General features: G+C 47.5%; 18 protein-coding genes. 12 read left to right on the top strand and 6 right to left on the bottom strand.

Annotation, left to right across the window (positions count from 1 at the left end):
- Window positions 1–371: 371 nt before the first annotated feature.
- On the bottom strand, window positions 372–2,066 hold the full coding sequence (gene ilvB, locus ACR0QN_RS12025; RefSeq protein WP_432651455.1) for a biosynthetic-type acetolactate synthase large subunit: 1,695 nt from the start codon (window positions 2,064–2,066) through the stop codon (window positions 372–374).
- A 394-nt stretch (window positions 2,067–2,460) separates the two neighbouring features.
- Here ilvB and recD2 point away from each other — a divergent pair, with 394 nt between their 5' ends.
- From recD2 to ACR0QN_RS11965, 12 genes are all read left to right on the top strand, one after another.
- Window positions 2,461–4,671 (top strand): SF1B family DNA helicase RecD2, encoded by a 2,211-nt coding sequence (gene recD2 / locus ACR0QN_RS12020; protein WP_432651454.1) that lies wholly within the window; start codon window positions 2,461–2,463, stop codon window positions 4,669–4,671.
- The gene (locus ACR0QN_RS12015; protein ID WP_432651453.1) at window positions 4,671–5,387 is read left to right on the top strand and encodes a ComF family protein; all 717 of its coding nucleotides are present in this window, start codon (window positions 4,671–4,673) and stop codon (window positions 5,385–5,387) included. The genes recD2 and ACR0QN_RS12015 overlap by 1 nt, the downstream gene beginning before the upstream one ends.
- Window positions 5,388–5,419: 32 nt before the next feature.
- Window positions 5,420–6,277: a pyridoxamine kinase gene (locus tag ACR0QN_RS12010; RefSeq protein ID WP_432651452.1), complete on the top strand. Its 858-nt coding sequence runs from the start codon at window positions 5,420–5,422 to the stop codon at window positions 6,275–6,277.
- 15 nt (window positions 6,278–6,292) lie between these two features.
- Window positions 6,293–6,793 (top strand): tRNA (uridine(34)/cytosine(34)/5-carboxymethylaminomethyluridine(34)-2'-O)-methyltransferase TrmL, encoded by a 501-nt coding sequence (trmL, locus tag ACR0QN_RS12005; RefSeq protein WP_432651451.1) that lies wholly within the window; start codon window positions 6,293–6,295, stop codon window positions 6,791–6,793.
- A 22-nt stretch (window positions 6,794–6,815) separates the two neighbouring features.
- Window positions 6,816–7,688 carry a DegV family protein gene (locus ACR0QN_RS12000; RefSeq protein ID WP_432651450.1) on the top strand — a complete coding sequence of 291 codons (873 nt, stop codon included), beginning with the start codon at window positions 6,816–6,818 and terminating at the stop codon, window positions 7,686–7,688.
- 23 nt (window positions 7,689–7,711) lie between these two features.
- Window positions 7,712–9,187 carry a polysaccharide biosynthesis tyrosine autokinase gene (locus tag ACR0QN_RS11995; RefSeq protein WP_432651449.1) on the top strand — a complete coding sequence of 492 codons (1,476 nt, stop codon included), beginning with the start codon at window positions 7,712–7,714 and terminating at the stop codon, window positions 9,185–9,187.
- A 364-nt stretch (window positions 9,188–9,551) separates the two neighbouring features.
- Window positions 9,552–11,507, top strand: a complete 1,956-nt coding sequence (locus tag ACR0QN_RS11990; RefSeq protein WP_432651448.1) for an ABC transporter ATP-binding protein — start codon at window positions 9,552–9,554, stop codon at window positions 11,505–11,507.
- A gap of 21 nt (window positions 11,508–11,528) precedes the next feature.
- Window positions 11,529–11,696 carry a hypothetical protein gene (locus ACR0QN_RS11985; RefSeq protein WP_432651447.1) on the top strand — a complete coding sequence of 56 codons (168 nt, stop codon included), beginning with the start codon at window positions 11,529–11,531 and terminating at the stop codon, window positions 11,694–11,696.
- A gap of 2 nt (window positions 11,697–11,698) precedes the next feature.
- Entirely contained in the window at window positions 11,699–12,337 is a 639-nt protein-coding gene (locus tag ACR0QN_RS11980; RefSeq protein ID WP_432651446.1) for an HAD family hydrolase, read from the top strand.
- Window positions 12,338–12,976, top strand: a complete 639-nt coding sequence (locus ACR0QN_RS11975) for a hypothetical protein (RefSeq protein WP_432651445.1) — start codon at window positions 12,338–12,340, stop codon at window positions 12,974–12,976.
- A gap of 2 nt (window positions 12,977–12,978) precedes the next feature.
- Window positions 12,979–14,064 carry a tRNA 2-thiouridine(34) synthase MnmA gene (gene mnmA / locus ACR0QN_RS11970; RefSeq protein ID WP_432651444.1) on the top strand — a complete coding sequence of 362 codons (1,086 nt, stop codon included), beginning with the start codon at window positions 12,979–12,981 and terminating at the stop codon, window positions 14,062–14,064.
- Window positions 14,065–14,116: 52 nt separating this feature from the next.
- Complete coding sequence (locus tag ACR0QN_RS11965; RefSeq protein WP_432651443.1) at window positions 14,117–14,617, top strand: flavin reductase; 501 nt, start codon at window positions 14,117–14,119, stop codon at window positions 14,615–14,617.
- Window positions 14,618–14,832: 215 nt separating this feature from the next.
- On the opposite strand, the gene ACR0QN_RS11960 is transcribed toward ACR0QN_RS11965, so the two are convergent.
- The 5 genes from ACR0QN_RS11960 to ACR0QN_RS11940 form a co-directional block, all read right to left on the bottom strand.
- On the bottom strand, window positions 14,833–15,375 hold the full coding sequence (locus ACR0QN_RS11960; RefSeq protein WP_432651442.1) for a hypothetical protein: 543 nt from the start codon (window positions 15,373–15,375) through the stop codon (window positions 14,833–14,835).
- Window positions 15,362–15,589 (bottom strand): helix-turn-helix transcriptional regulator, encoded by a 228-nt coding sequence (locus ACR0QN_RS11955; RefSeq protein WP_432651441.1) that lies wholly within the window; start codon window positions 15,587–15,589, stop codon window positions 15,362–15,364. Before ACR0QN_RS11955 ends, ACR0QN_RS11960 begins: the two co-directional genes overlap by 14 nt.
- 202 nt (window positions 15,590–15,791) lie before the next feature.
- Window positions 15,792–16,124, bottom strand: coding sequence for a PqqD family protein (locus ACR0QN_RS11950; RefSeq protein WP_432651440.1), 333 nt, complete (start codon window positions 16,122–16,124; stop codon window positions 15,792–15,794).
- Window positions 16,099–17,988: an OPT family oligopeptide transporter gene (locus tag ACR0QN_RS11945; RefSeq protein ID WP_432651439.1), complete on the bottom strand. Its 1,890-nt coding sequence runs from the start codon at window positions 17,986–17,988 to the stop codon at window positions 16,099–16,101. Before ACR0QN_RS11945 ends, ACR0QN_RS11950 begins: the two co-directional genes overlap by 26 nt.
- Window positions 17,989–18,117: 129 nt before the next feature.
- Window positions 18,118–18,411 (bottom strand): hypothetical protein, encoded by a 294-nt coding sequence (locus ACR0QN_RS11940; RefSeq protein WP_432651438.1) that lies wholly within the window; start codon window positions 18,409–18,411, stop codon window positions 18,118–18,120.
- Window positions 18,412–18,572 lie beyond the last annotated feature (161 nt).

The following is an 18,572-nucleotide window of genomic DNA, read 5'->3' as shown; positions in this document are numbered from 1 at the left end:
TTTTTGTGGTTATTAACATTATACCATATTGGAGCTTTTATTGTACTATTTTTTTCCATTTTTCAAAAAAATTCTGCTCGTTTTTCCCTTACCTACGTTGTTCCTTTGGATTTGATACTTGCTTTTTGGGGAAACTTAAAAAATATTACTGCATTTGCAGCATTCCCATAAATTTTGATAATGGTAAAAAATTGGTCTAAACTGTTTTCACATTTGCTTTGTTACAAACTTAAAAATATACAAAACCGCCCCGTCTGCAAAAATGTAAACGGGGCGGAGTTATACTTTCCGCTTTGGCAAACGTAACAAAGCTCTGCCCGCAAAAACGCATATATCAAAGCTTTTGCGGACATTTCTTTGACGTTTGCATATCAGCAGTCAATTGCGATATCGAGGATAGGCTCTGCAACGGAGGCTCCTGCGGGAACCATAGGCAGAACGTTTACGTCCTTGTCGATGATGCAGTTGATAAGAACGGGCTTGCCGCAGGAAACAGCATATTCCAGCTTTTCCCTTACCTCGCTCTTTTTTGTTATGGTAACGGCTTCAATGCCAAATGCCTTTGCAAGCATTTCAAAATCGGTGGGCTTTTCAAGGGTGGTCTGAGAGAAATGGCAGTTGTAGAAAAGTCTCTGCCACTGTCTTACCATTCCGAGAACGGTGTTGTTGAAAACAAGCTCAATAACGGGCATCTGATATTTTGCAAGTGTGGAAAGCTCGGTCATATTCATATAGAAGCTTCCGTCGCCTGCGATGTTTACAACAGTCTTGTCGGGATTGCCCACCTTTGCTCCGATAGCTGCGCCCAGACCGTAGCCCATTGTTCCGAGACCGCCCGATGTGGCAAGGCTCTTGGGATTTTTAAAGGGGAAATACTCCGCAGCCCACATCTGGTGCTGTCCTACCTCGGTGGTGATTATAGCGTCCCTGTTTGTGATGTCTGCAAGAGTCTCAAGCACGTACTGAGGAAGAACGGATTCCTCGTTCATACCTACCTGCTTTAAGGGATAGGTCTTTTTCCACTCGGCTATCTGTGCCATCCATTCGTGGTGCTTTATCTCGGGCTTGTCTTTCAGCTTCTTTATTATCTCGGTGAGGACAAGCTTTACATCGCCCTGAACGTGAACATCGGCGGGAACGTTCTTGTCAAACTCGGCAGGGTCTATCTCGATATGTACTACCTTTGCATTCTTTATGTTGTTGCAGAATGAAGATGTGTTGCAGGTTACACGGTCGGAAAATCTTGAGCCTAAAACAACGATAACGTCGCTGTTTATAAGCGCCTGAGCAGAGGTCTTTGTGCCGTGCATACCGAGCATTCCCGTATAACGGGGGCTTTCGTTGTCAAAGGAAGCCATACCCATAAGGGACAGGCTTACGGGAGCGTCGATAAGCTCTGCAAACTCTGCAAGCTGTGCCTCCGCATTTGCAAGCACAACGCCGCCGCCTGCGAAAATGAAGGGCTTTTCGGCAGAAGAGATGACCTTTACGGCTTCTTCTATCTCGCTGTCCTTTACGCTTGAGCTGTGACCCTGCAGGGGCTTAGGCTCATACTCGCACTTTGCTGCGGTGATGTCTTTGGGGATATCAATGAGGACGGGGCCTTTTCTGCCGTCGTTTGCGATAAAGAAGGCTTCTCTGATGATGTCCGCAAGGTCTTTAACGTCCTTTACGATGTAGTTGTGCTTGGTGATGGGCATTGTGATGCCTGTGATGTCAACCTCCTGGAAGGAGTCAAGTCCGAGAAGGCTTGTGCCTACGTTTCCTGTGATGGCTACCATTGGGATACTGTCCATATTTGCGGTGGCGATGGCGGTGACCAGGTTTGTTGCGCCCGGTCCCGAGGTTGCGATAACAACGCCTGTCTTGCCTGTGGTACGGGAATATCCGTCTGCGGCATGGCCTGCATTCTGCTCGTGAGATGTGAGGATATGGGTTATCCTGTCGCTGTAGTCGTAAAGTGCGTCGTAAATATTAAGCACAGCGCCTCCGGGATATCCGAAAACTGTGTCAACTCCCTGTTCAAGGAGACATTCGAGAATTATCTGTGAACCGTTGAGAAGCATTTTAATTATCTTTCCTTTCGTTATGTCCTGCCCGGATCGTGCAGGACGAAGCCCGAAACGGGCATTCAAATCGTCAGAATATTCCTGCTCTGAAATATCTCATCTGCAATGAGCCGCAGAGGGGGTGTCCCTCAGACCGTTTTTCGCAGGGTATTGCGTAAAACCCTCCGTTCGGCAGAGCTGACTGCATTTGAGCATACTTAAAGCATTATAACTTATTTATTTTAGCATATTTCGGAAAATATGTCAACGGTTTCAGGCGAAAAATGTCAGAACATTTTTGAAAAACAAATTTCCGAAGTCCCCTGTGCAAAATAAAATAATAAAACGGTTGCAATTTGTGCGTAAATATGGTATAATAAAGAGAAGTTTTTTATTTTGGGGATAAATCAAAATGCAAAAAAGCGAAAACGAGCTTATACATATAGAGGGAACTGCCGAGGATATTCTTTTCTGCAACGAGCAGAACGGCTACATCGTCCTTGATCTTGATACGGGCAGCGACTACGTGACCGTAGTAGGCGAGCTTGGAACCATTGAGGAGGGCGAGGAGCTTCGCCTTACGGGGCGATACGTAAATCACCCGAAATTCGGCGCACAGTTTAAGGCGGAGACCTGCGAGCGCAAAATGCCGGTTACCGAAGCGGCTATCCTCAAATATCTTTCCTCGGGCGTTATCAAGGGAATAGGTCCTACCCTTGCAAAGCGAATGGTGGAGCAGTTTGGTGACAAGACACTTGAGATGATCGAAAACTCCCCCGACGAGCTTACCAAAATAAAGGGAGTGTCCCCAAAAAAAGCGGAGGAGATCGCTCAGGAATTTCGCCGCATATCGGGAGTCCGCTCCCTGATGATATTCCTCACAGGCTATGGCATATCCCCTTCTGTGGCGGTGGCTGCGTGGAAAAGGTGGGGGCAGTTTGCGGTGGAGATGATAAAATCAAATCCCTATGTCCTCTGCGGTCCCGGGCTAGAGCTTGAATTTACAAAAGCCGAGGAAATGGCTTCAAAGCTTGAAATATCCCCCGACAGTCCCGGACGTGTAAAGGCAGGAATTATCTATATCCTTATGCATAATTCCTACAACGGTCACACCTGTCTCCCCCTTGACAGGCTCAAGGAAGCCGCATTAAAGCTTCTCTCCGTAGGCGAAGAAGTCTTTGACGACAATCTTTCCGCCGCCTCGGAGGATAACGATATCTGCATTTACGACAAGGGCGGCAGGAAATTCGTATTCTTGGCTGATTTCTTCCGTGCCGAACAGTACATCAGCTCCCGCCTTTCCGTAATGAACGACTGCTTCAAGGACACGGGAACTGATTACCGCAAGCTTATTGATATAGAAGAAAAAACCAAGATAATCACCTATGCCGAAAAGCAGAGAGAAGCAATTTCTCTCGCTCTGTCAAAAGGCTTTCTCATACTTACGGGAGGCCCCGGAACGGGCAAGACCACAACTCTCAAGGCGATAATCTCCCTATACGAGCAGCGTGGTATGAAGGTAATGATAACCGCTCCCACAGGACGTGCGGCAAAGCGCATTTCCGACCTGACAGGCTACCCTGCAAAGACCATTCACCGCCTGCTTGAGGTGATGTTCGATAACTCGGGACAGCTGAAATTCAAGCACAACGAGCAAAACCCCGTATCCTGCGACGTAATGATAATCGACGAGATGTCAATGGTGGATACATTGCTTTTTGAATCGCTGTTAAGAGCCTTGAAGCTGTCCTGCAGACTTATTATGGTGGGCGACAGCGACCAGCTCCCCTCGGTGGGCGCAGGGAATATCCTCAAGGATATGATAGACAGCGGCAGGCTCACCGTTGTGGCGCTAAATGAAATTTTCAGACAGGCACAGCAAAGCTGTATCGTCACCAATGCCCACAAGATCGTAAGCGGCGAACAGCCCGACCTTACACGAAAGGACAGCAACTTCTTCTTTATGCAGAGGCTTAATTCGGAAGAAGCCGCCCTGACCGTTGCGGAGCTTTGCGTACAGCGTCTCCCCAACGCCTACGGCTACTCCCCTACCGAGGATATACAGGTGCTCTGCCCCTCAAGGAAAGGCGTTTTAGGCTCGGTGGAGATGAACAAGCTTCTCCAGCGGCGCATAAATCCCCCGAAAAAGGAGCTTGCCGAGCTTAAAGGACAGGTATTCACATTCAGAGACGGCGACAAGGTGATGCAGACAAAAAACAACTATGACATTGTATGGAAAAAGGACGGCGAGGAAGGCTCGGGCATATTTAACGGGGATATCGGCACAATAGTCAAGGTAAAGCGCTCCGAGGGAACGGTGGTCATTGACTTCGAGGGCAGGATAGCCGAGTATTCGGTGGAAATGACCGAACAGATAGAGCTTGCCTATGCCATAACCGTCCATAAAAGTCAGGGCAGCGAATTTACCGCCGTTATACTTCCGCTTCTCGGAGGCTTTGACAAGCTTTATTACCGAAATCTCCTTTATACCGCCGTTACAAGAGCGAAGGAAATGCTTGTGATAGTCGGCTCAAAATCTATCGTTGAGAAAATGGTGAACAACGACCGCCGCACACTCCGCTACACCTGCCTGCGGCATATGATCGAGCAGGAGCTTGGCTGATGGACGGCAGTATCATACGTGGCGACAGCGGAATAAAAAGCTATGTTCTTGATTTCCTTTTTCCAAACCGCTGCCCATTCTGCGGCGGATTTATCCCATACAATGTCCTCTGCTGTGAGGAGTGCTTTTCCGAGATACTCTGGGCAGATGAGCATATCTGTCCCAAATGCGGAAAGCCCAAGCGTCCCGACTGTTTATGCAAAGAGTCTCCCGAATACTCCTTATGCGCCTCGGCAGCCTATTATTCGGGCATTGCCAAGGAAGGCATTTACAGCTTAAAGTTTAAAAATAACCTTAACGCCGCCGCAATTTTCGGAAGGGCATTAAGAGATAAACTTTCGGAAATGGAAGTAATTCACAGCATAGACCTTGCCGTTCCCGTGCCAATGTCCCCGAAGCAGAAGCGGATAAGAGGCTACAATCAGGCGGAGGAGCTTGCAAAACATCTTACGGAGGGAACAGATATCCCCGTCAGGACTGACATTATCCAAAGGAGATTTTCAAAGACTGCACAGCACACTCTGAGTGAGGAGGACAGAAAGCGTGAAGCAGAAAGGATATACTTTACAGACCTTCACGGCACTCCCCTTTCGGATATGACGGTGCTTCTCATAGATGACGTTCTTACGACCGGCTCAACGCTGAACGCCTGCTCGGGGCTGCTTCTGAGGCTCGGTGCAGAGCGTGTCATATGCGCCGCCGCAGCTACAGTTTAAATAAACCCTACACTACAAAGGTGGTATTTTTCTTGAACAGCAATATCAAGGTTGCCGCTATCCACGACCTTTCGGGAGTGGGACGGTGTTCATTGTCGGTAATTCTCCCCACGCTTTCGGCTATGGGCATACAGGTGTGTCCCGTGCCCACAGCTATCCTCTCCGCCCACACGGGAGGCTTCGGCGAGGTGGTGATGAGAGATCTCACCGACTATATAATCCCTGCGCTCGAGCATTACAAAAGGCTGAAAATGGACTTTGACTGCATTTACAGCGGCTTTCTCGCTTCCACAAGCCAGATAGACCATTGCCTCGAGTTCTTCTCAAGCTATCCCAAGGCATTAAAGGTGGTAGACCCCGTTATGGCGGACAACGGCAAGCCTTATAAGACCTGCACCGCCGAACTTCGCCGCCGAATGGGCGAGCTTGCCGCCGTTGCAGATATAATAACCCCGAATATGACCGAGGCGGCTATACTTTTAGGTGAAGACCCCACCCTTATGCCCCGTTCATCCTCCGAGATGAAGAGTATTCTGGTAAGGCTCTCGGAGCTGGGTCCCAAGACCGTTGTAATAACAAGCGCATATATCTGCGGAGAATGCTGTAATGCAGGCTATGACCGTGAGCATAACAAATTCTGGAAGGTTCCCTATGTGCAGGTGAATGCAGGCTACCCGGGTACGGGAGACGTTTTTGCCTCGGTGCTCACAGGCTCCATTTTAAGAGGTGACAGCCTGCCCATTGCTATGAACAGAGCAGCCGCATTCTTAGAGCTTGCCATAAAGACCACCTACGGCTACAGCACAGACCCAAGAGAGGGCATACTGCTTGAAAGATGTCTTGATTTTCTTATGGACAGGCACGACCTCTGCGACTATGAGTCACTTTAAAAAGGAGGCAGGCAAATGCGTCTTAACATAGTGCTCGTAGAGCCGCAGATACCCCAGAACACGGGAAATATCGCCCGCACCTGCGCCGTTACGGGAGCAAGGCTCCATCTTGTGAAGCCCCTCGGCTTTCAGATAGATGACAAGAAGCTCAAAAGAGCGGGGCTTGACTACTGGGACAAGCTGGATATCACCTATTACGATAATACAGAGGATTTTCTACTGAAAAATAAAGGAGGCAATTTCTTCTTTTTCACCACAAAGGGAAGGAAGATACACTCCGAAGCAAAATACCCCGACAATTCATATCTCATATTCGGCAGAGAGGACGCAGGGCTTCCCGAGGAGCTGCTGTACGCTCACCCGGACAATTGCGTCCGCATACCTATGAGAAGCACTCTCAGGAGCCTTAATCTGTCAAACTCAGTCGCCATAGCCGTTTACGAGGTCTTAAGGCAATGGGATTATCCCGACCTTGAGACCGAGGGCAGGCTTACAAAATATAATTGGAACGAATAATAATCTGAAAGGAAAAAACATTATGTCAAAGATCAAGTTCATCACCGACTCCGCCAGCGATATCACAAAAGAATACAGCGAAAAATATAACATTGACGTTCAGGGTTTTCCCATTACCGTAGGTGACAAAAGCTTCCGTGACGGCGATATCCCCAAGGAGGAATATTACGACCTTATCGACAGCTCCCCCGAGCTTCCCGTACATTCCCAGCTCACCGTATTCGAGTTTGAGGAGCTTTTTGAAAAGTACGCCGCAGAAGGCTATGAGGATATTTTCTTTATCTCAATAAATTCTCACGGCTCAGCTACCTATCAGAACGCCTGCTGTGCAAGGGATAATTTTTTCTCTGCTCACCCCGACAAGGCTGATAAGGTGAAGATAAGAGTCCTCGACTCCACAAGTTATTCGGGAACCTACGGATATCCCGTTATTGAAGCTGCAAAAATGGCTGAGGAGGGCAAGTCCGCCGACGAGATAGAAAAGTATCTTGCCGACTGGTTTGAGGTTTGCGAGGTATACCTTGCGGCATACACCCTGAGATATGTAAAGAAGTCGGGCAGGATAAGCGCTGCGGCAGCTTTTGCGGGAGAACTTCTGGGACTAAAGCCCGTTATCCTTCTGAAGGGCGAAAACACTAAGGTGGTGGCAAAGCCAAGAGGTGAGCAGAACGTGGTTCCCAAGCTTGCGGACGTTACCTGCGACAGGATAGCCGAAGGTTCGCCCTACATCATTATCGGCGGCAGAAACCTTGCCTATGCCGAGGAGATAGCCAAGGTGCTGACAGAGCGGCTGGGATATCCCCCTGTTGACATCGTGTTCAGAGTAGGCGGAGCCATTGCCGCTAACAGCGGTCCGGATATGGTGGCTACCGCATTTAAAGCGAAAAAGAGCTAAAAAATAAAGGAGCAATTTCCCCGATGGAAGACAGTATTGATATAAAGCAGCTATTCTCCGTTCTCAAAAGCCACCTTCTTCCCATTGCCGTTTCTGCGGTCATATGCGGAGCGGCAGGCTTTTCGGCGGCTAAGTTTCTCGTTCCCAAGCAGTACGAGTCCTCGGCTATGCTTTACGTGGAGAATAATCAGAACAAGACCGAGACCCTTAACGTAAACGACATCACCGCCGCTCAGAAGCTGGTTAACACCTGCCAGATAATTTTCCAGAGCAATAAGATGCTCGATTCGGTTATATACGAGCTTGACCTTCCCTACACAAAGGAGGAACTGAGCGGTATGATATCGGTAACGTCGGTAAACAGCACCGAGGTAATGCGGATAACCGCTTCAAACGAGGACCCGCAGCTTTCCGCCGATATCGTGAACGTGCTTGTGGAGCTTGCACGTGACGAGTTTATGAGGGTCATCAAATCAGGCTCAATAGAAGTGGTGGAGTATGGCGAAGTGCCCGAAAATCCGTCCTTCCCAAGACCTATGATATTCTGTGCGGCAGGCGTTATTTTAGGTGCGGCGGCGGCGTATATCATCTTCTTTTTAAAGGAGATACTGAGCGTTACGGTGACCCCGAGAGACGACCTTTCCAAGATTTACGGCGTACCTGTATTTGCCGAGATAATGGACTTTGAGGCGGCTGACGGCAAGGGCTACGGCTACGGATATGGAAAAAAGCCGAGTGAAAAGCGCAATGCTTCCCCGAAAAGGGCTTCGTCAAAGCGTTATCTCCTTGACGAAAACACACCCTTCGTCATTGCCGAGGCGTACAGGGCAGCACGAACAAACCTTATTTTCTCCCTTGCTGCTTCGGGCGGCAATATCATCGGATTTACCAGCGCTGAGCCGGGAGAGGGCAAGTCCACTACCTGTGCCAATATGGCTATTGCCTTTGCGGATATGGGAAAAAGGGTGCTTCTTATCGACTGCGATATGAGAAAGCCTACGGTACAGACCGCCTTTAAGCTTGGCGGACAGAACGGCTTATCATCGGTGCTGGGAGGCTTCTGCTCCCTTGAGGAGGCTATTAACAGAGATGTGAGAAGCTCTCTTGACATTCTCGTCTCGGGTCCTATACCGCCCAACCCCACAGAGCTTTTAGGCTCGGGTATAATGGCAAAACTGCTTGAGAATGTGTCTGCAAAGTATGATTATGTGCTGCTTGACACTCCGCCCATCAACGTTGTTACCGACTCACAGCTTATGAACAGCATTATCGGCGGACACGTTTTCGTGGTAAGAGAAAACTACACATCTCACCCCGAGATCGCCGAGGCTCTCGAAAAGGTAAGTCTCGCCAACGGCAAAAAGCTTGGCTTTATAAAGTCATTCTGCACCGGCGGTATGAAGTCCTCCTACGGCAAAAAGAAGTACGGCAGATACGGCAAAAAATATGGCTATTATCAGAGCTACGGGTATGAGTACAAGCAGGAGAAGCAGAAATAACCGGAATTTCCCCCAATTTTTTGAACCGATTGTCATAATTTGTAAATTGGCGGTAAAAATCGGCTTATTGTAAACCGAATGGTAAACTTTTCGGTGAATATGAGGGATGAAATGCCCCGAAATGCAGGTTTTATAAATATGAACTGCATTTCGGGGCTAAATTGTTAAATATATTCTCATATATGAAGTTGAAAACAAAAATTAGTATGCCTATCTGATTTGTATTTGAATTAAGGGTATCTATAGACTACATCGTTTTGTTCTTTGTCACTTAATTCCGAAAATTTCAATCTTTGTAGTTGAAATCCTCCCCGAAATATGCTATAATAAAATATATGACTTTTTTATCGGGAGAAAAGGGACAATGATACTTTCAATGGAAAATATCTCGAAGATATATAACGGGAAAACTGTGCTTGACAATGTGAGCCTTACTATTGAGGACAATGATAGAATAGGACTTGTGGGCGTGAACGGCTGCGGAAAATCCACGCTTCTGAAAATAATCACGGGCAAAGAGGAATATGAGACTCAGCCCGAGCCGAATGTGCCCCATTTAGCTGTTACAAGAGGTTCAACGGTGGGATTTTTGGAGCAGAACTCGGGGCTTGACCGCTCCTCTAAGGTAATGGAGGAGATGATGTCGGTCTTTTCGGAGCTTTTGTCGGTGCAGGAGGAGCTTCGCCGCCTTGAGGAGGAAATGTCCCGCCCCGAGGTTCACGAAAACGAGGCGCATTTTAAGGAGATAAGCGCCGAGTATGACCGCAAGACAGCTTTCTTTGAAGCGAATGAGGGGTATCTCATAAGCGTTAAGATAAAGACTGTTTTAAACGGTATGGGCTTTCCTCCCGAGACCTATGACAGGGTGATCTCCACTCTTTCGGGGGGCGAAAAGACCCGTCTTGCTATGGCAAAGCTGCTGCTGGAAAATCCTCGTCTGCTTATACTTGACGAGCCTACCAACCATCTGGATTTTGACACCATTATGTGGCTTGAGGACTATCTTTCGGGGTACAAGGGTGCACTTCTTATCGTTTCTCACGACAGATATTTTCTTGACAAGCTGTGCACTTCAATATGCGAGATAGAGCGGACAAAGCTTCGCAGGTGGAAGGGCAATTACACCAAATTTACGGAGCTTAAAGCCGCCGATACCGAACGTAGGCTCAAGGAATACGAGGCTCAGCAGGCTGAGATAGCAAAGCTTCAGGATTTTGTGGACAGGAACATCGTCCGTGCCACCACATCGGCTATGGCTAAAAGCAGGGTGAAAAAGCTTGAGGCTATGGAAATTCTCGAAAAACCCGTTACCTATGAGAAAAAGGCGAAAATTCGCTTTGAATATGATTATGAGCCGCCTCTTGATGTTCTGGCTGTAAAGAACATTGACATTACCGCAGGAGACAAGCTTCTTGCGGAGAACATTTCCTTTGCTGTCCGCAGGGGCGACAAGATAGGCATTGTGGGACCTAACGGAATCGGAAAATCCACGCTGCTTAAGATCATTCAGAAAAAGATACGCTCCCCGAGAGGTTCGGTTGAGTGGAACAAGAATGTTAAGATATCCTACTTCGATCAGGAAAATTCCCAGCTGGATTTTAACAAGACAGTCATTGACGAAATTCACGACCGCCGCAGAGGTATGACCGACGAACAGGTTAGAAGTCTGCTGGGACTTGTGAAATTTACGGGAGAGAACGTGTTCAAGCAGGTGGGAGTCATAAGCGGCGGCGAGAGGGCAAAGCTGTGTTTTGCCATTATGATGCTTGAGAGGGGCAATGTGCTTATCCTTGACGAGCCTACAAACCACCTTGACATTGACGCAAAGGAAGTCCTTGAAGAGGCTCTGGCGAAATTTGAGGGAACGGTCATTCTCGTTTCCCACGACAGATATCTGCTGAGCCGCATATGCGACAGGATTTTTGAGATAACTCCGGGGCAGCTTCACGAATTTAACGGCGGCTTTGAGGAATATCTTGATGACAAGCGGGCAAGAAATCTTGCGGAGCAGGAGGCTTTGGCAGAACAAAAGCAGCAGAAAGCCAAAGAAGAAGCCGAAAGGAAAAATGCGGCGGCATACCGCTCGAAAGAACAGCGTGCAAAGGACGCAAAGCGCCGCAGCCGAATCAAGGAGCTTGAAAAGCTTATTGGCGAGCTTGAAACTAAAATGGCGGCTGTTCAGGAGGAAATGACTTCTCCCGAGGCGGCGGCGGATTATGTGCTTATGAACGAGAAGTGTGCAGAGTACGAAAGCTTAAAGCAGCAGTCGGCGGAACTTTCCGATGAGTGGTTGATGCTCTGTGAAGAAGACGAGGAATAAGCTTTTTATAAGGAGTTCGGTATGGAAACAAAGCATTATACAGTAATTAAAATAGAGGGCGAATATGCCACACTCAAGGATAAAAATTCGGGAGAGGAGCTTTTCATTGCAATGGCTCTTCTCCCCGAGGAGACGGACATCGGCGTATCCCTTATATGGGAAAACCTTACATACGCTGTTGAGGAATAAGTATGGAGAATTTTAAAGCGGTCATTTTTGACATTGACGGCACTCTTGCGGACAGTCTCGGGGTATGGACCGAGTCGGACAGGATATTTCTGGGTCGAAGAGGCATTGAATATGACAGCGAGGTATCCCTTGCCCTGAAATCTATGCATTTTATGAGTGCTGCGGAGTATCTCAAGGAGCTTTATTCTCTCCCCGAAAGTGCGGAAGATGTGGCGGCGGAAATAACCGAGATAGTCAGAGAAAAATACTTTTTTGAAGTCAAGCTTATGCCTTATGCAAAGGAGCTTATCCAAAGCTTTAAGAAACGTGGCATTAAAATGTGCGCCGCCACTTCAAATTCAAGAGAGCTGGCTGAGGGAGTTTTAAAGCACAACGGCATTCTTGACAGCCTTGAATTTATTGTGACCTCCGACGAAGCAGGCTCGTCCAAAGAGGACCCCAGGATATTTTTTATGTGCGCCGAAAAAATGGGTGTGAGCCCCCGGGAAACTGCGGTTATCGAGGATTCCCCTCACGCCGCAAAGACGGCTTACCTGAACGGATTTTACACCATCGGCGTCAACAGCGGTCATTTCGGGGATTTTGAGGCACTGAAAGACTGTGTTCACAGGCGTATAGAAAGTTTTAAGGAGCTGATATAAATGAACTACGGCTATATAATCTCAAGTCTTGCACGCCACGAGCGCTTTAACGAGGCAGAATGGCTTCTTGACAAGATACTGAAGGACTACTCAAAGGGAAGCAGGCAGTTTGAGGAGGACGGCTCTGTCAGTCTCACCTATTCAAAGAAGACTGCAGACGGAGAAAAGCAGGTCGTTCTCAAAAGAAACGTTACCGAAAGCCACGTGGCGGTTTTTTCCGACACGCCGTTTAAAATATTTAAATTCGGCGGCTGGATATTTTATCTGAGGGACATTATTCCGGCTATTCTGTTTTTCCTTGTTTACGTTATCTGGGGAATAAAGTTCAACATAAGATTGATATACTCGGGAGAACCTGTGAATAAGCTTGTTGCCATTGTGGGAGGAGCAATGATAGCACTTATCATAAATCTTGTCACAAGGCAGCTGCTTTCTAAAAACCGCACCTATGACAGAATTTGTTTCATTCAGTTCGGCGGAGTGTTTTCGCTGTTTTACATTCTTGCCATAATGATAAAATACACGGGAACAGGCATCATCAATTTCTGGACATACGTGCTGTCCCTTTCGCCCTTTATAGAAACGGTGGGAGGGTTGGCGCTCACAAGATTACTGCATTTGTTTGAAAAGGATAGCTGATCATGAGTAAAAAGAAGGTTCTCGTGGGAATGAGCGGCGGCGTGGACAGCTCTGCGGCGGCGGCTCTTTTATGTGAACGTGGATATGAGGTATGCGGCTGCACTCTCAAAATGTACGATAATTCCGTACTTGGTGAGGGCTACGGCGAAGGCGGCTGCTGTTCTCTTGCAGACGTGGACGACGCAAAAAGCGTATGCAGAAAGCTGGGCATTGACCACATAACGCTTAATTTTACAGATGATTTTGGCAAGCACGTAATGAAGCCCTTTGCGGACAGCTATATCAGAGGTGAAACGCCAAATCCCTGCATTGAGTGCAACAGGCATATGAAATTTGACCTTATGCTGAGACGTGCGGAGCTTTTAGGATTTGACTTTATTGCCACGGGGCATTATGCGGATATCGCATATGAAAACGGCAGATATCTTCTGAAACGCCCTGCTGACAGGCGAAAAGACCAGACATATGTGCTTTACACTCTCACTCAAAAGCAGCTTGCTCACACGCTTTTTCCCCTTTACGGTATGGACAAGCCTGCAATCAGGCAGTATGCTGAGGAAAAGGGGCTTATAAATTCCCGAAAGCCCGACAGTCAGGACATCTGCTTCGTTCCCGACGGTGATTATGCGGCGTTTATTGAGCGGTATACGGGATATGTTCCCAAGAGCGGCGATTTTATTGACAATGAGGGAAACAAGATCGGCGTTCATTCTGGTATCATAAACTACACCATCGGTCAGCGGAGAGGTCTTGGAGTTACATTCGGCAGACCCGTTTTTGTTACGGACAAGGATCCCGCAAATGGAACGGTCACTTTATCGGACGAAAAAAACCTGTTTAAGTCCGTTCTTTTTCTGAGAGATGTTAATCTCATTTCCGTGGGGGAGCTTTCCGAGCCTATGAGGGTGACTGCTAAGGCGAGATACAGCGCAAGGGAGCAGGAAGCGGTAATATTCCCCATTGAAAATGGTATCATGCGAGCAGAATTTTCCTCTCCCGTACGTGCTCCCGCAAAGGGTCAGGCGTGTGTGTTCTATGACGGTGACATCGTTGTGGGCGGCGGCGTTATTGACGGGGCAGAGGAATAAATAAACGCTTTTTCAAGTATATTTATAATATTATTTTTTGGAGGTAATCGGTATGTCATTTAAAGAGATAAGTGCTTCGGAGCTTTCATTCAACCCCTTTGACAAGATAGGAAAGCAATGGATGCTCATCACCGCAGGAGACGAAAAAGGCTACAACACTATGACCGCTTCCTGGGGCTTTATGGGCGTAATGTGGGGCAAAAACGTGATGGAGACCGTTATCAGGCTCAGCCGCCACACCCTTGAGTTTGTGGAGAAAAATGAGCTTTTTACCGTAAGCTTTTATCCCGAGTCGGAGAGAAACGCTCTGAAATTCTGCGGCGCTCATTCGGGCAGAGACTGCGACAAGGCTAAGGAAACGGGGCTTACTCCCCTGTTTATTGACGGAACTGCGGCTTTTGAGCAGGCTGAGATGATATTTGTATGCAAAAAGATATACACTCAGGATATGGACATAAGTGCTCTTGCAGAGGAGCACCGCCACTGGTATCCCGATGGGGATATACACAAGGTGGTTATGGGTGAGATAGTTAAGGTGCTGGTGAAGGAATAATGATCAAATATTCAAAATGTATGAGCTGCCAAAAATATAAAGTGCTTGATAATGCTCCTTGGAGTGCTTGCGAAGTTTATCCTAACGGCATTCCGGTTGAAATGTGCAAGATCACTATTGACAGCAATGAACAAATAAAATGTGATGAATATCAATTAAATCCCGATTGGGAAGAATAAAAAACTAACCGCCCTGTTCGTCAAGGCGGTTTTTTGTCAGTCATCGCTCAAGTCATTTTCCATATTATCAAGCTCGGCTGAATGTGCGTTATATTTCTTGATACGTATTTCGTTAACGATAGTGTCAAATATAAATGCAACTATGAACATAGACAGAAAATCGGTTATCAGCTGCTTAATGCCGCCCGACTGACCTGTCACATCGGTAAGCATATCAATAACAGTCCAGGACACAGCTAAGGGAAGGGCGTTCAGGGCATAGAGGGCTATTCTTTTTCCCTTTGCGGTGGGAGCGGGGTCAAGTGATTTTCCCATAACCGTGGGCAGGGGGAACACCTTATTCTTATAATTGACCCGTTTTATTGCAAACACCATTATAAAAAGCAGGACAAGCTCGGGCAGCGCAAGTCCGCCGTGAAAGCCCACATATACTATCCTTGCAAACACATAGAATATTGCGATAATTCCGCAGGCGGCAAGCCCTTTTTCGCTGACCAGAGATGTACGCTCGTCGGCATAGGGATATGCCGTTTTCAGTTTGTCCGCAAGGTCTTTTCTCATTGCTTCATTGTTTTTCATAGCTTTCGCTCCTTTCTTCTTTCGTCGTCCAGAAAAGTTCATCAAGGGTGCAGTCAAGGGCGTCGCAAATGGCTATGCAGAGATTAAGGGTCGGGTTATAATTACCCGATTCTATCATTCCTATGGTCTGCCTTGTAACGCCAACCTTCTGAGCCAGAGCCTCCTGGTTCATATCGTGTTCCATTCGTGCGATCTTCATTCTTTTGTTTTTCATCGGGACTTCTCTCCCTTCCTGCTATTATTATATACTTTAATTTGCAAAATGTCAAGTATATCTTGCATAAAGTAACAGTATAGTTTGCATTTTATAGGATATAACAATTATATGACATCTTTCAGAGGACGACATTGTGAATAATAATATGTATGGGACGTTAATGTGATGAATTAACGTCCCATTTTGCGTGAGATTAAATTTATTCTGCTATTTCCACAAATCCGCAGTCCCGAAGCTCTGTAAAAAACATTATAAGTCTCGGATAAAGCGGCTCGGCTGCATTCCCGAACCGCTCCTTTACTCTGTCTCCTATCTTCGTAATGCTGCTGCCGTCAATGCAGCTCCAGATAAAGCTGCCCGTTTCATCAAGGTGTATGCGTGATACTTCGGGTCTGCCGAAAATCTTTTGTGCAATGCGGTCAAATATGCCCTTGTTATGCATTAAAATGACCGCCTCGCCCAAGCTGCCCCATTCGGTGCATAAATCCTTTGCGGGCAGGGGGATATCATCGGGAGTTATCCGCTTTTTCATTTGTCATATCCTCCTTTGCCGCCGCACGAAGAATGAAAAATATTACCGCCAAGAGAAGAATTATCGTTCCCACCGCTCCGAGACCGAAGCTTTCCGAAAGGTCAATACGCTCGCTTATGCCAAAGACCGCAAGCAGCGCAAGGAGTATGCCTGCAAGTCCCTCTCCCGCAATAAGTCCCGAGCAGAAAAGTATGCCCGAAGAAGAGGCTTTCCTGCGGCTCTCTGCGGCAAGTCGCACAAGTCCGCCTATCATTATTGCCGCTGTCAGCTCTAATGGAAGGTATAATCCAATGGCTACAGGCAGGACCGGTATGCCCAAAATCTCCACAGACAAAGCAATGAACACCCCCATAAACACCAGCGCCCAGGGCAGCGTTCCCTCCATTACTCCCTCCACTATCATTTTCATAAGTGTAGCCTGCGGTGCGGCAAGCTCCTCCGAGCCGAAGCCCCAGGCGGAGTCAAGCAGCAGCATTACTCCGCCGATTGCTGCCGCCGCCGAGAATATGCCGATAAGCTCGCCTATCTGCTGCCTAACGGGAGTTGCGCCAAGGATATATCCCGTTTTAAGGTCCTGGGAGGTGTCCCCCGCCACCGAAGCGATAATGCATATGACCGAACCTACGGCAATGGCGGCAGTCATTCCCCTGCTGCCCGTTTCTCCCGAAAGCTTTAAAAGCAGCGTGCATACAAGGAGCGTGGCGATGGTCATACCCGAAACGGGGTTGTTGCTGCTGCCCACAAGTCCTGTCATTCTCGAGGAAACGGTGGCAAAGAAAAATCCGAATATTACGATAAACACCGTTCCTGCAAGGGATATAGGTATGCCGGGATAGAGCCAAAGAAGCAGGATAACAAAGACAGCTATAACAGCGGTAACACGGATATCAAGGTTTCTGTCGGTGCGGCTGCTGCCTGCTTTGCTGCCTAAGCCCTTTACCGATGCTCCGAAAGCCGAGAATATGAGGGGCAGAGACCTTACAAGGCTGATGATACCTCCAGCTGCCACCGCTCCTGCACCCATATAGCGGATATAGCTGCTCCATATGGCAGCTGCGCCGCCTGTTTCATACATCTGAGAAATGGGTACAGTTCCGGGATAAAGCACCGTATCTCCTCCGAATATGACTATAGCGGGGATAAGCACGAACCAGCCAAGCAGTCCCCCTGCGAACATATAAGAGGAAATTTTTGCACCGCAGATATATCCCACTCCAAGCAGAGCAGGGTATATTTCCACCGAAAAATGGGTCTTTAAGGCTTTCACGGGAACGGTGATCGCTCCCGAGACAATTCGAAATCCGTCTGTTATAAGCTTGATGAGAGCGGCAATGCCCATTCCCGAAAATACGCTGCCTGCCCCCTTGCCGCCCTTTTCTCCCGCAAGAAGCACCTCGGCGCAGGCTGTTCCCTCGGGGTATGGGAGAACGCCGTGTTCCTTCACGATAAGGGCATTTCTCAGGGGTATCATAAATGCCACTCCCAACAGTCCGCCGCAGAGGGCTATGAGAAATATTTCCCACAGGTCGGGGTATGGTGCCGCTCCCTCCTTTGCCCAGAGAAACAGGGCAGGTATGGTGAATATAGCTCCTGCCGCAATTGACTCCCCTGCAGAGCCGATGGTCTGCACCATATTGCTCTCTAAGATCGAGTCACGTTTCAGAAGCCCTCTCATAACTCCCATAGATATTACCGCCGCAGGAATTGATGCGGAGACAGTCAGTCCCACTCTCAGTCCCAGATATGCGTTTGCCGCCCCGAACACCACCGCAAGGATAATTCCCGAAATGACCGATGTTACGGTAAATTCGGGTGTTATCTTCTCCGCAGGTATATAGGGCTTATGCTCCAGGTCTTTTTTCATAATAAAAATCTCCTTGCAAATAATACCTTTTGATATTATTTGCAGGGAGAAGGATTTTATGCGGGAAGGATATAGATTCATATGGTCAAATAAAAAGCTTTTGCATTTGACTTAATAAAACTTTATATATTACACAAATAATTGCTTATACTTTAAATCAACGATACTTGCGGCAATTTCTCCACGTTCGGTACAATGCACACAATCGTAAAATTCATCATCATCTTCTGTAAGTGACTCATCAAGTTCATCTAAATATGTTTCTTCGATTTCAATATCGGCACATTTTTCTCTGATTTTATGCCATTCATCTAAGGATAATTTTGATATTTCTTTTTCGGTAAGTCCAAACTCTAATTTTAAAAATTCTAACTGCGCTTCTGATAAATTCTGCATAACATTTCCCTCATAAACAGAAATCATACTAAAAAGCCGCCTGCGAACTGGAGTGCCCCCTGTCAAGTAGACAGCTGAAAAAACAAAAGAATATTTAGAGTTTGTTCAAATCCACCCTGCTGCGCAGCAGGGTGGATTTTTTACGCCGCCGCTGCCGAGTGATATTCCATAGGTGTCATACATTTCAA

Source organism: Huintestinicola sp. (assembly GCF_050874005.1).
In the GTDB taxonomy this organism is placed as follows: Bacteria; Bacillota; Clostridia; order Oscillospirales; family Ruminococcaceae; genus Huintestinicola.
The sequence above is the reverse complement of the archived record's forward strand: the minus strand, read 5'-3'. Positions and strand labels throughout refer to the sequence as shown.

What these genes read in the sequence shown, in the direction of transcription:
- ilvB (WP_432651455.1), bottom strand. Translation starts at nt 2,066, where the DNA reads ATGCTTCTCAACGGTTCACAGATAATTCTCGAATGTCTCCTTGAACAG.
- recD2 (WP_432651454.1), top strand. Translation starts at nt 2,461, where the DNA reads ATGCAAAAAAGCGAAAACGAGCTTATACATATAGAGGGAACTGCCGAG.
- ACR0QN_RS12015 (WP_432651453.1), top strand. Translation starts at nt 4,671, where the DNA reads ATGGACGGCAGTATCATACGTGGCGACAGCGGAATAAAAAGCTATGTT.
- trmL (WP_432651451.1), top strand. Translation starts at nt 6,293, where the DNA reads ATGCGTCTTAACATAGTGCTCGTAGAGCCGCAGATACCCCAGAACACG.
- ACR0QN_RS12000 (WP_432651450.1), top strand. Translation starts at nt 6,816, where the DNA reads ATGTCAAAGATCAAGTTCATCACCGACTCCGCCAGCGATATCACAAAA.
- ACR0QN_RS11995 (WP_432651449.1), top strand. Translation starts at nt 7,712, where the DNA reads ATGGAAGACAGTATTGATATAAAGCAGCTATTCTCCGTTCTCAAAAGC.
- ACR0QN_RS11990 (WP_432651448.1), top strand. Translation starts at nt 9,552, where the DNA reads ATGATACTTTCAATGGAAAATATCTCGAAGATATATAACGGGAAAACT.
- ACR0QN_RS11985 (WP_432651447.1), top strand. Translation starts at nt 11,529, where the DNA reads ATGGAAACAAAGCATTATACAGTAATTAAAATAGAGGGCGAATATGCC.
- ACR0QN_RS11980 (WP_432651446.1), top strand. Translation starts at nt 11,699, where the DNA reads ATGGAGAATTTTAAAGCGGTCATTTTTGACATTGACGGCACTCTTGCG.
- ACR0QN_RS11975 (WP_432651445.1), top strand. Translation starts at nt 12,338, where the DNA reads ATGAACTACGGCTATATAATCTCAAGTCTTGCACGCCACGAGCGCTTT.
- mnmA (WP_432651444.1), top strand. Translation starts at nt 12,979, where the DNA reads ATGAGTAAAAAGAAGGTTCTCGTGGGAATGAGCGGCGGCGTGGACAGC.
- ACR0QN_RS11965 (WP_432651443.1), top strand. Translation starts at nt 14,117, where the DNA reads ATGTCATTTAAAGAGATAAGTGCTTCGGAGCTTTCATTCAACCCCTTT.
- ACR0QN_RS11960 (WP_432651442.1), bottom strand. Translation starts at nt 15,375, where the DNA reads ATGAAAAACAATGAAGCAATGAGAAAAGACCTTGCGGACAAACTGAAA.
- ACR0QN_RS11955 (WP_432651441.1), bottom strand. Translation starts at nt 15,589, where the DNA reads ATGAAAAACAAAAGAATGAAGATCGCACGAATGGAACACGATATGAAC.
- ACR0QN_RS11950 (WP_432651440.1), bottom strand. Translation starts at nt 16,124, where the DNA reads ATGAAAAAGCGGATAACTCCCGATGATATCCCCCTGCCCGCAAAGGAT.
- ACR0QN_RS11945 (WP_432651439.1), bottom strand. Translation starts at nt 17,988, where the DNA reads ATGAAAAAAGACCTGGAGCATAAGCCCTATATACCTGCGGAGAAGATA.
- ACR0QN_RS11940 (WP_432651438.1), bottom strand. Translation starts at nt 18,411, where the DNA reads ATGATTTCTGTTTATGAGGGAAATGTTATGCAGAATTTATCAGAAGCG.